The organism is Caldisphaera sp., from assembly GCF_023256325.1.
Taxonomy (GTDB): domain Archaea; phylum Thermoproteota; class Thermoprotei_A; order Sulfolobales; family Acidilobaceae; genus Caldisphaera.
This window is the reverse complement of record NZ_JAGDXI010000013.1, coordinates 1-14,728: the sequence shown is the minus strand read 5'-3', so window position 1 is coordinate 14,728 and position 14,728 is coordinate 1. Positions and strand designations below refer to the sequence as shown.

Genomic DNA, 14,728 nt, shown 5'->3' with positions numbered 1-14,728 from the left:
TTTAACCTCATTTATAGCTTTCTAGGTATTTTTCTTGCTCCGGAGTTAATTCGTCTATCTTTATATTCATTGTTTCAAGCTTAAGCTTTGCCACATATTGATCTTGATCATAGGGTACATTGTATACCTTCTTTTCCAGCTTACCTTTGTTTTTTATTAAATACAGAACTGATAATGCTTGATTTGCAAAACTCATATCCATTACTTCACTTGGATGGCCTTCTGCAGCAACCAAGTTTACCAGCCTTCCTTCGCCTAAAAGGAACAAATGTTTGCCATTTCTTAAAGTATATTTTACATTGTTTTCTCTAATTATTTCCTTAGAGTCACTTATAGTTTCTAAGTCTTTAACACTTACTTCTACATTAAAATGACCAGCATTAGCCAATATAGCACCTTCCTTCATATTTAACATGTGTTCAGCTCTAATAACGTCAATATCTCCTGTTGCAGTAATAAATATGTCTCCAATTTTTGAAGCTTCTTCCATAGTCATTACATCAAATCCATCCATAACAGCCTCTAAGGCTTTTATGGGATCTACTTCGGTAACAATAACTCTTGCACCAAGTCCTTTAAGTCTTTGGGCTATTCCTCTGCCCACCCATCCATAACCTGCAACAACAGCTTTTTTTCCTGCTATCAATATATTTGTTGATCTCAATACTCCATCTATTGAACTTTGTCCTGTACCGTATCTATTATCGAACATGAACTTAGTTAAAGCATTGTTAACAGCCATAACTGGATATAATAATTTATTCTCTTTTTCTAGTGCTTTTAATCTGATTACACCAGTTGTTGTCTCTTCATTGCCTCCTAATATTTTCTCAGCTACGCCTGGCATTTCTTCATGAAGCGTTATATGAAGATCTGCGCCATCATCTATAACTATATCTGGTTTAAACTTTGCAGCATCCTTTATAGCCATAAAATACTCATCATTAGTCATTCCTCTCCAAGCTTCTACGATCAAGTTATCAATGTTTGCCAAAGAAGCAGCTACATCATCTTGCGTTGATAGAGGGTTACTAGGAGACAGAAATATTTGAGCTCCCCATAACTGAAGTGTTTTAATAAGGACTGCAGTCTCTTTTGTTACATGCAAAGCTGCTGATATTTTAATTCCTTCCAGTGGCTTCTCCTTTAAATATAATTCTCTAAGTTTCATAACTACTGGCATGTGCATTTCTGCAAATTCAATTTTTTTATTGCCTTCTTTATACAATTCAGGCTTTTTTATTTTCGAAGTATTCATACGCTCACCCTATTAACAAAATATAATCAAAATTATAAATTGTTTATATTAACATTAATTGATTTGATTTTTCTATGTGATTGTTATTAACGTAAAAATAAATTTTCGTGAAACCTATTCCATATAAAATCAAAAATATAACGAAACAACTATATTTTAACTGACACTTTTCTTGCCTTGAAGGACAAGAATTCCTGAAATCTTAAGGGTTACTTCCTTAATGAGGGCTAATTTATTTATACCTTAGGTATAATAAAGTTCTAGCTACTCATATATAAAATTGATCTAAGAAAGACACATTAATGCCTTTATTTTAATTTGATAAGGAATAGAGGCTTATCTCACTTTTTGGAAAAGGATATCCTATTTGATTGTTAACGTTATCTTTTTAATAAACCTTAAAAGTATTATCGTATTAAATGACAAGGTTTACCATTTAATTTGTCAAATTATGACTTCGTATTACAAAAAATTATCATAAGTTTTGAAATCAAAGATATGTATTCATATTTACCGCTAGGTAATATACCTCTGCTATGAAGACTTGAAATTGCTTTAGTAAAATCTTCTATAGACATATTGGAACTCTTTGCAGCCTCAATTAAATCTTCTGATATAGCAAGAGAGTTTATAATTTTTAGATCTCTTTCATCTATATTCTTGCATCGAGTTAAAAACTTGAAAAAATCATCTAAAAAATCTACCAACGCTTCTTTTACTGAAGCGTAGATTTCATCTAAATTGGTTATTACCTGATCAGAAACTGATATAAAATTTACACTAAGTTCTTTTGCTAGTTCTTCAGCTTTTTCATCGGCTAGGCCTCTGGATATTATAATTGGAACCATATTTAATATTTTAGAGTTTACATATATTTGCCTAATAGAAGAAACATCGGCAGGTCCAGCTTTTACTTCAACAGCATATTTTACACCATTTTTTTCTGCAATAATATCAACATCAGATATTTCCACATTATTAATTGTAACTTTTTTGTGCATTTCAACTATTTTATAACCCATTTGTTGTAATAAATTTGCTGCAATGCTTTCACTGCTTCTCATGGCAGCTTTACCTTGAACCAATTTCTCTCCCTCACTTATTATCTTATTTTTCTCTAAAAATTTAATAATCTTCCATATAATTAGACATAGGGGGACAAATTGAGTGCACCTTTGAGAAGATTAGTCCTAGATGTTATGAAACCAATAAAAGGACCGTCTATAATAGAAGTAGCTAAATCTATAGCTTCGCTAAATGGAATAGAAGGTGTCAATATAACAGTTAAAGAATTAGATGTTGAAACTGCTACGCTCAATGTAACAATAGAAGGCCAAGATATATCGTTTGAAAAGGTAGAAGATCTATTAGAATCTCTAGGGTGCGTTATACATAGTATAGACCAAGTAATTACTGGTAAAAAGGTGGTTGAAGAACCTGATATTGAGGATTAGGTGCCCGAATTGAATGATACTATAGAAGAATGCTCATCAACATTAAAAAGGCTCTACTTAAAATCAAGAATAATAAGTGAAAACATTAAATTTTATGACGTAGAACCATCGTTAAAAAAGCCTAATGGACTTTCACTAGTTTTAAAAAGCATTCATGAACCAAGCATTGATGAAATACCAATATATAATACGTTAGTCGATTCATTTAATTTTGACGAAATATATGAATATGAAAGAGTTGCTGAAATTCCTAAAGGAGATAGATCAGATAATCTATCTATGTTTATTATTGATTCATATTATAAAGGTAGAGGTATAATAGCAATTATACCAAGTCTTTTAGTTATTGGACTTACATCAAAATTACCAGATAATATAATAGATGAATTAGAAAATAATTTAATGGCTGAAGTAAGCATAATATCTGAAAATATTTTATATCTACCTGATAGGGGTTCTCTAGGAAGCAATAGTATAGAAATAGTAGCTAAAAGCAATAGCGAGAGCAGTTATGAGAGGGTAGAATGGCTAAAAAACGAAGCTGAAAAAGAAGGAATAAAAGTTGAAAGCGTAAAATTTTTGCCGGATAACAAGTCTATTATGGATTACATTGCTTCTGGTGGAATAAAAGGGTACCTTAAAAGAGTTCCTGTAACTAAAATTGCAACCATGATAGTCGCGGCATCTCAATGCCTTGACTTAGAAGGGGTAAATGATATAGTGAGAAAAGAAGAGAGCAAGCACACAATTTATACATTAGGCTTAACCAATGATCTATTAAATGAACTAAAATCATCTCTTATAAAAAATAAAATTGAGGGGGCACCATTATTAAAGGTCTCAAGTAATATAGAGCCATTTTTTAATAAGGGATTAATAGAATCAATGGGAGAATTTTTAAGAAGGTTCGGATATTTGGCTTAAATTAGAATTATTTTAACATTAAATCTTTATACTTTTCAAGAAATTCTGTGCTTTCTTTTATGTCTGAGAATAACTTTGAAGCTGCCTCTATATCTTGGATGTCAACTTTAATAGAGTTTCTTTTGCTTGATATAACTTTAGCAGGATCTAATAGTTGTAAGGCATACCTTAGGCTTCTTTCTGTCCCAATTTTTGTTAATAATTTAACTGCCTCATCCGTTAAAGGTATGTCAAGTTCGTCAGCCCTTATTTTAACTATATTAGTTATTTCTTCTTCATTATAAGGTCTTGTTAATATTATCAAGAGCCTATCTAATAAATCTCTTGGCATTCCATGCGGGGCTTTTTCGTCTGTACCTCTAATAGTTGTTATACCCCTATTTGTTGCTAATATAATTATTGGTGCATATTCACTTTCCATAGCTTTTGTCAAAAAACTATATGCCTCTATATCGAGCATATGAGCATCATCTATAAACAAAACCCCAGGAATTAACTGCGCTTTGTTTTCACTTGTTATTTTTCTTACCATTTCATCTGATTGCTTCCTAACTTGATCGTCTATTCCTCTTTCTTCAGATAAGAAACCAAAAATTGAAAAAGCAACTCTTTGAGCCGCTATTGAAACATCTATATCATGTAATGTAAATGTTCTAACAACCTCTTTAGTTGATTGTATCTTCCCTGTAGGCATATCCATTTGTTTTTCTGTATCTACATCAAATCCGATAGAACTTTTCTCTTTAACTCTACCTAACCTTCTTACTTCTCCAGTCTCTTCATCTATCATTATAACATCTCCTTTTCTTATGCCAATTGATTGAAATTGAGACGCGATTTCTGGACCAACGCTCACGTCTTTACTATCATCTTTGGTTTCAAGCTTTATTTTTGCTCCACCTAAAATTGGAGTAGGATAAAATGGGGATGATTTTTTAAGGTATTTGATATCGGTAACAACTCCGCTAATAATTTTTCTTACTTCTCTCATCCTGATTCCTATAGCCCTTCTAAACGCTTGTGTCATAAATTCTGTTTTGTTATTGGCACTTAATATCTCGCTAGCATTTATCGAAACAAAGGGTGTATCTTCGCCTAATTCTTTGGCAATAGCTACCGCTAGTGCAGTTTTCCCAGTTCCACTGGGACCTGCAAATAATATACCTTTACCTCCAAGTTTCCCTTCCCTTATAAGATCAACTATTAAACCGCAAGCTTCTCTAGCCTGGACCTGACCAACTAAACCATCTGCTACAGGCTTAGCTTTACCATTTTCATCTAATCCTAACCCAGATATGTGACTATGTATGGAAGACCATTTTGGAGTCTTTGGATTCCCAATTATAATTTCTGACATTATTATCACCATATAATTGATTCTTAGCAAAAGCTTAAAAAAATTTAAGAAGTAAAAGGTTTTACAAAAATTAATTTATTAATTAATATAAATATCTTTATTAAAATTAAAAGGTTTATAAATCCTTTATTAAAATTAAAGTATGGTGAAAAGGTATTAAGAAAGAATTTGCGATAATGTTTACACTATATGCCATAGCTTCAATCTTTCTATACTTCTTTGCAAAGATAGGAGTATCTTATACTAATCCTCCAACATTAATGATGATTAGATATTTGATAGCGGGTTTAATTTTGTTTTCCATTTCAAGAAAATTTATATTAGATAAAAATGTTTTGATTTTATCTTTATTTACAACAACAAGCACACTTTTTTGGGGATATGGCCTTATATATGTATCACCTGCTGCATCTTCTGTATTAAGTTATACTATGCCTTTATTTAGCATAATTTTAGCAACAATAATAATAAAAGAGATACCTAACAAATACGAAATTTTGGGTTTAATAATAGGCTTTAGTGGGCTTGGAATCTATGGAATTCCTTTGCTAAAAGGTATAACTAAAATAGGAATGATGTTAACAATAATAAATGCGATCTTTTGGGCTTTATTCAGTATATATTATAGGAAACTATCTAAATATGATGTTATATCACTAAATGCTACACAATTTATATTAGGATCATTCTTTATGGGGATAGTTGACCTGATTACTATTAGAGGCGGGTTTTATTTTGATCCATCCTTTGGATTATTAGAAAGTATAGTCTATATATCAACTGTTGGTGGTGCCTTTCAGTTTTTATCATGGAATTATTTATTAAAAATTGAAAGAGTTGGAAAAGTAACAATGCTTGCTTATATAATACCAGTGGCTACAACAATAACACAAGCCGCTCTTTATAAAACCATACCAAAATCATTGGAAATATTGGGACTTACTATAATGATTATAGGAGTAATAATATCAAGATCTAGTATTAAAAGTAATACTAATTTTAAAAAATGAACTCAAATTATTTATAAAAATTACTTTCAAATCTAATTTCCTCTTGCTCTTACAGTTACCTTGATATAGTCCATGCTTGCACTTTTGTTCCTATATTACATATAGTGGCCATCTAATAATACAGAAAACAAAAATTAATAATTCATTTAATTACAATTTAGATCTTATTAGCGTATAGTATAATTGAAATTTACCCATAATCTCTTAATCTAACTGGATAAGAGGTATTAGATTCGCTAAAAGTAATTACCACAAATATCACTATAATGAATCATAATTAATAATATTTAAGTTTTAAGAACTTGTTACACATAAGACCACATAGAAACTATGACACTGCTCATGCTCATTGCCAAGGCTGCAAATTGTGGAGGTAAGTAAACTAGCGGATATAAGATACCAGCTGAAACTGGAACTAAAACGCTGTTATATCCAAAGGCCCATGCTAAATTTTGTTTTATTTTACTTTCTAGCTTATTAGAAATTGAGAAAAGCTCAGGAATCGAGTTTATATCATTTAAAACCACATCGCCTGCAACTTTTGCAAGATCGCTACCAGAATTTAATGCAATACCTATATTTGCTTCTGATAATGCTTGAGAATCGTTAATTCCATCTCCAACAAATGCAACATAATGTTTTTCATTTTTTAATTCCCTTATAAGCTCGACTTTATCTTCCGGCTTTAAACCATTATGAATCTCTATATCATTAAAACCTTCAACTTTATCCTTGCCAGTTGCGATTATCACTTTTATACCTTGGCTCTTTAATTTATTTAATAAATTATATACTCCATCTTTTACCTTATCTTCGATATTTATTATACCAGAAATTTCATTATTAATGCAAATAAATATATCACCATCCTCATTTTCCTTGTCTTTCAACTCACAATTCTGCTTAATAAATTCCTTTTTACCAATAATTATAATATCGTCCTTTATTCTTCCATATACTCCTTCGCCGATAAATTCTTCAAACTCATCTACATTTACTTTTTCTTTGCTTAATTCAGAAATAGCCTTAGCTATTGGATGATTACTAAGGCTTTCAACACTCGCTGCGTATTTTAAAGCATCTTTTCTAAACTCCTTGTAAGATTTTATGGATATTTTTCCTTCGGTCAAAGTTCCTGTTAAATCAAAAACTATTGTATCAACGTTTTTTAGGTTACCCAAAATTTCCCCATTTCTTATAATTATACCTTTTTTAACTGCTTTATTTATCATAGCTACAACAGCCATTGGAGTTGCTAGACCTAATGCGCATGGACATGCAGATGCCAAGACTGCTATTGAAAATAGTAAAGCTTCAAAAACGCTTTTCCCCAAAATGAAATGCCAAATTAAAAAAGAAAACAAAGATACAATTAAAATTATTGGAACAAATATTGATGAAACCTTATCAACAAAGTTTTGTATTGGAACTTTTATGGCTTGAGCCTCCCTTATTGATTTAGCAACTTGAGAGATATAAGCATTTTCCCCTGACCTTGTTACATATAATTTAGCATATCCTGAAACTATTGTTGAGCCTGAAATTAAAGCATCCCCTTTTCCTTTTTTAATTGGTAAAGGTTCCCCAGTTATTACTGATTCATTTACTTCTACAACTCCTTCGTCTATTATTCCATCCACATGTATTTGATCTCCATTTTTCAATACTATTATATCTCCAACATTTACTTCTGAAACATCAACAATTTTTTCTTCGTTATTGATAATTTTTCTTACCTTAGCATTAACATTACCCTTTATTGATAATGATAACTTATATCTAAAATATGCCTCCAAAGTTTTACCTACTAGTACAAATGTTATAAGCAAAACTGTAACATCTATTATTGTTGGTATACCAACAATCGTTGCATATATGCTATAAAAGAACGCTATTGATGAGGATAAAGATACTAAAACGTCCATATTTCCTGTTCTATTTCTTATTGCTCTTATTGCTCCTTTATGATAATTATATCCAGAGTAAAAGAAAACAGGTATTGATGATAGTAATGCAAACAAGGAAAAACCTGTAAACTCTAAATAAATCGTTAATGCTGAAAAAATTATACCTGCAATAAGTCTATAAAGCATATTATAAAACTCCTTTTTTTCTAATTCTTCAACCTTAATTTCTTTTTCTATTATGTTTACATTATATCCTTTTTCCTTAATTTTAGTTATTATATCATTTAATGATAAAGCTAATGGATTGTACTCTACCTTAATCAAACCATTTGCTGATATATTAGCCTCTATTACACCATCAATGCTCTCAACATAATTCTTAAGTTTTGAAACTTCTTCGGGATTTATGTTTATCTTTCCAACAAGTTTTTGTGTAGCAACATCGTATCCAGAGTTTCTAATAGATTTAACTATTTCTTTTAGCTTTAAATTAGAACCAAAAATCCTTGCATCTCCTGTCGCGAGATTTACTTTAGCGTCTTCTACTCCATTAACCTTAGTTACAGCTTTTGTTACAGTAGAAACACATGTTGCACAATGCATTCCAATAACTTTTATCTGCTGCTCTTTTTTTATTCTTAATTTATCTTCTCCATTTGTTTTTTGCTTATCCATTTGTATATCACTAATAACTACATACCTTTTGGACCTTCTCTCAAATATTTTTCAGGATCTTTTTTAAATAAATTTAAACAATTTTCACTGCAGAAATAATACACTTTTCCCTTATATAACGTTTTGAATTTAGATTTATTATCAACTTCCATACCACAAACAGGATCTATCAACAATACCACCTATCTCTTTTTAGGAAATTTAGAATTAAAAATTTATGTACAGATTTAAAAATCTGATTATTCATTCTAAAGAATAATTAGTATATTTTATTGATCTTATTGTGGCTTGAGCTTTCGTAAAATAAATATTATATTTGGCTTCTCCAATAATCCTTTTTATTTTAAATTTAGTAAAAGCATTGTACCTAATTTTAAAACACTCATATCTGTTCGCCTTGCCTAGAAAAGATAAACACATGAAAATATGATCATTCCTTGGCATAAAGGGGGTCTTCCCTTGGATCTCTGGAATTTATCTCACTTTATGGATAATACTCTATATTGTTCGATTCCTTCTCATAGTATTATGGTACCGTAGGAAAATTGCTCCTAATATACATTAGTTTGATCAAGGGTTAGATTGTTTGTTAGACTTGTTTTACAGAAGCGTACCTTATATGTTTGGTTCACTTAATCCGCAAGATTCTGCAAGTAATATTGATATGAACGGCAAGCCCCGAGGGATTAAAATATATTTTTAATAAATTTAACAATTATTAGACACCTTATTATTAAAGAATCTCTAAATATTAGCATTATCATATGCTAGAGTTACACGTCTTCTTTCTGTATAGAATCTGTTGAAGCTATTATAGTAGGAATTTTAACTTTTAACACAAATATAAAAACTTATTTACTTTATTCATAAATGAATCAGAAAGATAAAAATATTCAAAAAACGCTATACTTTTTGGTGCAACTATGAAAATCCCAAATAGCTTCATTGAAACTTCAGTTAACTGTGCCGACATTATACTAAAACACTGTATCGAATACAAGATAAGGTGTAGGGATCCACCCCTAGCAACATCAAAATTACTGAGATCATTTGGATTAAGTGAATATCAAGAAAGAAATTATTGGAGAGTAGCCAAAGTAATCACCAAACTAGGAAAAATACCTATTTACAAATTCGCTAATATAGAATTCAATTTAAAAACTGAACTGAGAACAGAAAAACTATACAGTCATAATAATATACCAGTCGATTATATAGATTGTAAATTTTTAGGAGATAAATGTAATGTTACAAATAAAGGATTTGCTTTCTATGTTTATATTATAGGTAATATAGAAAGCTCTGAATTAAAGATTAACGCTATAAACCTGTTAAACCTTTTAGCTATGTATAATTATGACTTAGCATTCGGTTTTTTGACATCTATAAGAAACTCCTTATATAATGGTAATGCTGGTATAGAAGCTTTACTGGAAAATCTCTTTAGAATATTAAAAATACCTGTAATTGAATTGGTTTTACCAAAAAATCCACAAAACATAAAAGAACTCCTAAAGGTATCAAAAATATTGAGAGACATCAGCAAAGAATTCGAAATTATCTAGTTCTAAAGTACTGACTTCTTACTTGCCTTGAAGGGCGAGAATTCCTGAGATCTTAAGGGTTGCTTCCTTAATGAGGACTAATTTATTTATACCTTAGGTATAATAAAGTTCTAGCTACTCATATATAAAATTGATCTAAGGAAGATATCTCAACGTTTTTCGATTTTAGCAGGAAGTAAAGGCTTATCTAACTTTTCGTGAAGTATATCCCATTTAATGATTACTTTTTATTTTTACAACGAACCTTAAAAATCTTATCTACACTTAAATATGCAAGAATTATCTTCAATTTATCAAAACACTCAATCTTTTATGAATTTTGAAATGAATATAAATGCCAAGGATATCATAAGAAATGATATCGATAAATATATCAAGTATAAAGGAGAACCATTCATAAGTGTATTTACTATCATTTCTCTAACTATTACTATCATTGCGGCCTCAATAATATTCTTCACAGGTATTTGTCTTTCAGCTATACCTACAATAACTGTCCTTAACAAGTCCAATGCCAGAAGAAGCAGAATTGCCATATCTATCAGTTCCAAAATATCAGATTTGTTAGGATAAGCTATCTTAATCATGCCACTTATCATGATAAGCGTTTGAAAAGATGATACTATTACAGTTACAATTATTATAATGGCAACTAATATTTCTCCAAAAACTAATAATAACTCTAAATATTTTTTGTCATGCTCCAATCCTTTAAGCACCATCAGTGCCTATTAAAATCATACCATGCCTAGTATAAAAGGTTTTTAAATAATACCTATATTAAACTGCAAATTATTTTTAGTTGCTTTTTTGTATTTCTTCTATTTTTTTCTTAGCCTCACTTATTGCTAACTCTTCGCTTGGCTTTGTAGTAGCTGGATCAAAAGGATATTGGCTCATAATCAATAATATCCTACCATTATCAAGCTCAGCAAACATTTGAGGCAACCAAGCCATTCCTATATCATCCTTATCCCCATATGAAATAGCAAATAGATAGTCTTCGGTTTTAATTTCTAAATCAAAACCATATTCTTTGGATAAATTTTGAGCTAAATTTACCCACATCTTATGAAGTGGATGAAATTCCGCTGTATCCAATATTAATTTTTTTATCCTCGCCATATTTGGCACCTCATATTTTCTTAGATACCAAAGATTTAAATTTATAGCAGCAAAAATAATAAGAAACTGAAGGGTGAAAACAATGAGCAGTGATTTTACAAAAACTGATAAACTTAGATTTGTTCCAGCTTTTCTATTATTAATCTCTTTTGTTACCCACGTTTCTCAATTATTTATTTTTAAAATAAATATCTCCCTTATTATTGTGGCCGTTTTCGGATTGTTGTATTTCATTATTGGCTTTCTATATATAATTGGCTACAAATATTCACCTCATCTCAGTTCAGTAGTTCCTGCGATAGGTGCTTCATTAGGTGTATACAGATTTCTTACAATACTTCCTAATATCTTTTCTATTTTAAACGTAAGTCTAGATGCAATAATAGTACCTTTCTCCATAATAATTATAATTAGGTGGAATAAATACAAAAAATTAAAAGACAAGTTATAGGATTACAGACCTCCTCTCGGCCCTAAAGTACTGAGCTTTTCCCTATACCAAAATAGTAATGATCCTGGATCCTAAATAAAAACTGTGCAGTTTAAGTTTTAAGCACTGAACAATAATAATATGTGGGGGGTAGAGAATGTCAATCCAAGCTAGCACAGAAGAAAAATTAAAGATGGCAATAAATATTTTGACAGGGATAGTTAATGACACAGCTGTCCCAAGAAATATTAGAAGAGCTGCTGCCAATGCTTTGACTTATCTGAGAGATCCTAAATTATCTGCAGGTGTAAAGGCAGCAAATGCTATATCTGCTTTAGATGAAATTTCTCAGGATCCTAACATGCCATTTCACGCTAGAACGAGAATATGGCAGGTCCTTTCTATGCTTGAGACTATAAGGGATTAAAATCCTATATCTACGATTTTTTTAATTATGTTAATTGCAGCGCTTAATTCATTATTTTCTGGAAAAGAATAATAAATGGGATTATTATTATATTTAATCTTAATTTTTAAACCATTATAAAAATTATTGATTAAGTCTTGCCTACTATAACCATATATTAATGGAGGCAAAAAATAAGAATGAGAACTTAAAAGATTAAGAGATAATGGATCCGTGTAAATGTTTGCTAATCCTACTAATGTTGGTCCAAAGCTTTTTAACAAATCTATAAACCCTTTAGTTGGATCAATGTTTAATGGAGCATGTAAATCTATTAAGTTCCACGTAAAATTAATTTTTCCTTCGACTTTCTCTATAATTATTTTCTTTTCATTAGAAACATAAAAGCTTATTCTACCTATTCTTTTAAAACTTGTAGGCTCTAGTATATCTCCATTATATTCCTGTTTCTCTTTAAAATCAAAAAATCTATTATAAATTATAAATTTTTCTTTTAATTTGCTTAACAATAACATAGGATAATCATTTTGAAATATGAGATATGAAGCTTTACCATTATTGTTTTTATAGATTTTTACTCCATAATTTTCAGTTAAATACTCGTATCCTAGTTTTTTTATCACATTAGTTATTGCCATACTTAATATTCCTATTAAACTTATTGAAATCAGTTCATTTTAAATGTTCTCATTAATAATATATAAATATAAATTAGGACATTCACATAATAAAATTAGGAGGGATGCATTGCTGTGTCCATGCCAGAAAAAGTTCCTGAAAGGCCAGGTTATGATGTAACCTTAAGGTATATTTATGATAGAATGGAAAACCTATTTCCAGATGTTGAAATAGCATATAAAACAAACAAAGGTATTTTTCATTATACATATTCGGATTTCATTTATAGAACTCAAAGTTTGGCAAATGCTTTGAGCAGTCTAGATATAAAACAATTGGATAAGGTAGCTACACTTGATTGGAATACACATTGGCACTTTGAACTTTACTTTGGAGTTCCTTTAATGGGATCTGTACTCCATCCTGTTAATATAAGATTATCGCCTAATGAATTGCTTTATGTCTTTAATACAGCCGAGGATAAACTACTTATAACTCATGCCGATTTCTTACAATTAGCAGAAGCTATTGCTTCCAAAATTAAATCAATAAAATCAGTAATAGTTGTTGATACAGATTCGGTACCCCAAAAGATTGGAGGTGTACCGGCATATCATTATGAAGATCTAATCAAAGAACATAAAGGACGCTATGAATTTCCATTACTGAGTGAGGACAGACCGGCATTCATGGGATTTACAAGTGGAACTACTGGTTTGCCAAAAGGAGTTTATCATAGTCATAAAGCGATGGTTCTTCATGCAATGTCCTCAGCTCTTCATTTTGCATCATTTGGCCAAATAAAAATGACATCTAACGATATTATACTTCATGTTGTACCTATGTATCATGTTTATAGTTGGGGGTTACCGTTTACATCTTCCCTATTAGGCCAAAAACAGGTTTATCCTGGAAGATTTAACCCAAAGGTATATCTAGATTTGATTAAAAATGAAAAAGTCACTTATTTTGCAGGCGTACCAACAATTCTTTATATGCTTTTAACTGATCCAGATATTGACAAATATGATCTAAGCAATATAATGTTTATAAATGGGGGTTCTGCAATTCCTGAAGGATTAGCCTATTTAGCAACTAAGAAAGGCATAAAGGTAGTTGTAGGATATGGATTAACCGAAACAGCTCCAGTTCTAACTCTTGCTATTCCTCCTGCTAGGTATTACAACAAAATGAATGATAATGATTTATTTAAAATACAATTAAGGACAGGTTATCCTATACCTTTAGTTGATTTAAAAGTTGTAGACGCAAACATGAATCCAGTTCCAAAAGATGGGAAAACGATAGGAGAAATAGTAGTAAGATCTCCATGGGTTGCTCCAGAATACTACAAAGATCCAGAAAAGACTGAAAAAGCCTGGTTTAGTAATTGGTTCCATACTGGAGATTTAGCTGTATGGTATGAAGATGGATCCGTTTTAATAATGGACAGAGATAAAGATGTTATAAAAAGCGGAGGAGAATGGATATCATCTCTGAGGCTTGAAGATGCTATTAGTCAACATCCAGGTGTGTCGATGGTTGCTGTGATTGCTGCTAAACATGAAAAATGGATCGAAAGACCTGTTGCTTTGATAGTACCCAAAAAAGGTTGGGAAAATAAAATCACGACAGATGAAATAAATAACTTCTTAATACAAAATTTTGTTAACAAAGGAGTCATGTCAAAATGGTGGTTACCAGAAAAAGTTGTTGTTGTAAATGAGATACCTCTATCATCGACTGGTAAAGCAAACAAAAGAGTTCTTAGAGAACAATATGGAAACATACTGGAAAAATAATCTATAGTAAACTCTTATTCTATATAATTTTTATTTTAATATAATTTATTATGAATTAATTATACCAAAAGATATATTTTTATTTTTGAATGCATACAATTAAATGTAGAAGGTGGTATTTTGTCTGAAGGTGAATCTGCAACTGCTGAATGGTATAAACTCAGCGTTGAATTACA

Annotated in this window: 15 protein-coding genes; 6 read left to right on the top strand and 9 right to left on the bottom strand. The window is 30.5% G+C overall.

Going from position 1 to position 14,728, the window contains the following annotated elements; all coding sequences use genetic code 11:
• Positions 1-7 precede the first annotated feature (7 nt).
• On the bottom strand, positions 8-1,258 hold the full coding sequence (gene ahcY / locus Q0C16_RS01695) for an adenosylhomocysteinase (RefSeq protein ID WP_292319312.1): 1,251 nt from the start codon (positions 1,256-1,258) through the stop codon (positions 8-10).
• Positions 1,259-1,707: 449 nt separating this feature from the next.
• Positions 1,708-2,343, bottom strand: coding sequence for a restriction endonuclease (locus Q0C16_RS01690; protein ID WP_292319311.1), 636 nt, complete (start codon positions 2,341-2,343; stop codon positions 1,708-1,710).
• 78 nt (positions 2,344-2,421) lie between these two features.
• On the opposite strand from Q0C16_RS01690, the gene Q0C16_RS01685 reads away from it, so the two are divergent.
• Both Q0C16_RS01685 and Q0C16_RS01680 read left to right on the top strand, forming a co-directional pair.
• Positions 2,422-2,712: a DUF211 domain-containing protein gene (locus tag Q0C16_RS01685; RefSeq protein WP_292319310.1), complete on the top strand. Its 291-nt coding sequence runs from the start codon at positions 2,422-2,424 to the stop codon at positions 2,710-2,712.
• 9 nt (positions 2,713-2,721) lie between these two features.
• Entirely contained in the window at positions 2,722-3,636 is a 915-nt protein-coding gene (locus tag Q0C16_RS01680) for a hypothetical protein (protein ID WP_292319309.1), read from the top strand.
• A 7-nt stretch (positions 3,637-3,643) separates the two neighbouring features.
• Here the strand turns inward: Q0C16_RS01680 and Q0C16_RS01675 are convergent, their stop codons facing one another.
• The gene (locus tag Q0C16_RS01675) at positions 3,644-4,993 is read right to left on the bottom strand and encodes a RuvB-like domain-containing protein (RefSeq protein WP_292319308.1); all 1,350 of its coding nucleotides are present in this window, start codon (positions 4,991-4,993) and stop codon (positions 3,644-3,646) included.
• A 176-nt stretch (positions 4,994-5,169) separates the two neighbouring features.
• On the opposite strand from Q0C16_RS01675, the gene Q0C16_RS01670 reads away from it, so the two are divergent.
• Positions 5,170-6,003 (top strand): DMT family transporter, encoded by an 834-nt coding sequence (locus Q0C16_RS01670; RefSeq protein ID WP_292319307.1) that lies wholly within the window; start codon positions 5,170-5,172, stop codon positions 6,001-6,003.
• 305 nt (positions 6,004-6,308) lie between these two features.
• On the opposite strand, the gene Q0C16_RS01665 is transcribed toward Q0C16_RS01670, so the two are convergent.
• Both Q0C16_RS01665 and Q0C16_RS01660 read right to left on the bottom strand, forming a co-directional pair.
• Positions 6,309-8,585: a cation-translocating P-type ATPase gene (locus Q0C16_RS01665; RefSeq protein WP_292319306.1), complete on the bottom strand. Its 2,277-nt coding sequence runs from the start codon at positions 8,583-8,585 to the stop codon at positions 6,309-6,311.
• Between the two features lie 17 nt (positions 8,586-8,602).
• Positions 8,603-8,761: a YHS domain-containing protein gene (locus Q0C16_RS01660; protein ID WP_367117876.1), complete on the bottom strand. Its 159-nt coding sequence runs from the start codon at positions 8,759-8,761 to the stop codon at positions 8,603-8,605.
• Positions 8,762-9,508: 747 nt separating this feature from the next.
• On the opposite strand from Q0C16_RS01660, the gene Q0C16_RS01655 reads away from it, so the two are divergent.
• Positions 9,509-10,150 carry a hypothetical protein gene (locus tag Q0C16_RS01655; RefSeq protein WP_292319304.1) on the top strand — a complete coding sequence of 214 codons (642 nt, stop codon included), beginning with the start codon at positions 9,509-9,511 and terminating at the stop codon, positions 10,148-10,150.
• A gap of 302 nt (positions 10,151-10,452) precedes the next feature.
• On the opposite strand, the gene Q0C16_RS01650 is transcribed toward Q0C16_RS01655, so the two are convergent.
• The 3 genes from Q0C16_RS01650 to Q0C16_RS01640 all read right to left on the bottom strand — a co-directional run bounded on the left by Q0C16_RS01650 (position 10,453) and on the right by Q0C16_RS01640 (position 11,674).
• Positions 10,453-10,857: a phosphate-starvation-inducible PsiE family protein gene (locus tag Q0C16_RS01650; protein ID WP_292319303.1), complete on the bottom strand. Its 405-nt coding sequence runs from the start codon at positions 10,855-10,857 to the stop codon at positions 10,453-10,455.
• A 91-nt stretch (positions 10,858-10,948) separates the two neighbouring features.
• On the bottom strand, positions 10,949-11,275 hold the full coding sequence (locus Q0C16_RS01645; protein ID WP_292319302.1) for a hypothetical protein: 327 nt from the start codon (positions 11,273-11,275) through the stop codon (positions 10,949-10,951).
• Between the two features lie 273 nt (positions 11,276-11,548).
• Positions 11,549-11,674, bottom strand: a complete 126-nt coding sequence (locus Q0C16_RS01640) for a hypothetical protein (protein ID WP_292319301.1) — start codon at positions 11,672-11,674, stop codon at positions 11,549-11,551.
• Positions 11,675-11,862: 188 nt separating this feature from the next.
• On the opposite strand from Q0C16_RS01640, the gene Q0C16_RS01635 reads away from it, so the two are divergent.
• Positions 11,863-12,132: a UPF0147 family protein gene (locus Q0C16_RS01635; protein ID WP_292319300.1), complete on the top strand. Its 270-nt coding sequence runs from the start codon at positions 11,863-11,865 to the stop codon at positions 12,130-12,132.
• Here Q0C16_RS01635 and Q0C16_RS01630 read toward each other — a convergent pair.
• Positions 12,129-12,770, bottom strand: coding sequence for a hypothetical protein (locus Q0C16_RS01630; RefSeq protein WP_292319299.1), 642 nt, complete (start codon positions 12,768-12,770; stop codon positions 12,129-12,131). The genes Q0C16_RS01635 and Q0C16_RS01630 overlap by 4 nt on opposite strands.
• Before the next feature lie 120 nt (positions 12,771-12,890).
• Between Q0C16_RS01630 and Q0C16_RS01625 the strand changes: the two genes are divergently transcribed.
• Positions 12,891-14,552, top strand: coding sequence for a long-chain-fatty-acid--CoA ligase (locus Q0C16_RS01625; protein ID WP_292319298.1), 1,662 nt, complete (start codon positions 12,891-12,893; stop codon positions 14,550-14,552).
• Positions 14,553-14,728 lie beyond the last annotated feature (176 nt).

Bases quoted from the DNA above. Each gene is read 5' to 3' on its own strand.
- Q0C16_RS01625 (WP_292319298.1), top strand. From the start codon at position 12,891: ATGCCAGAAAAAGTTCCTGAAAGGCCAGGTTATGATGTAACCTTAAGG.
- Q0C16_RS01645 (WP_292319302.1), bottom strand. From the start codon at position 11,275: ATGGCGAGGATAAAAAAATTAATATTGGATACAGCGGAATTTCATCCA.
- Q0C16_RS01675 (WP_292319308.1), bottom strand. From the start codon at position 4,993: ATGTCAGAAATTATAATTGGGAATCCAAAGACTCCAAAATGGTCTTCC.
- Q0C16_RS01640 (WP_292319301.1), bottom strand. From the start codon at position 11,674: ATGGAGAAAGGTACTATTATTGCATCTAGACTTACGTTTAAAATAGAA.
- Q0C16_RS01630 (WP_292319299.1), bottom strand. From the start codon at position 12,770: ATGGCAATAACTAATGTGATAAAAAAACTAGGATACGAGTATTTAACT.
- Q0C16_RS01635 (WP_292319300.1), top strand. From the start codon at position 11,863: ATGTCAATCCAAGCTAGCACAGAAGAAAAATTAAAGATGGCAATAAAT.
- Q0C16_RS01665 (WP_292319306.1), bottom strand. From the start codon at position 8,585: ATGGATAAGCAAAAAACAAATGGAGAAGATAAATTAAGAATAAAAAAA.
- ahcY (WP_292319312.1), bottom strand. From the start codon at position 1,258: ATGAATACTTCGAAAATAAAAAAGCCTGAATTGTATAAAGAAGGCAAT.
- Q0C16_RS01670 (WP_292319307.1), top strand. From the start codon at position 5,170: ATGTTTACACTATATGCCATAGCTTCAATCTTTCTATACTTCTTTGCA.
- Q0C16_RS01655 (WP_292319304.1), top strand. From the start codon at position 9,509: ATGAAAATCCCAAATAGCTTCATTGAAACTTCAGTTAACTGTGCCGAC.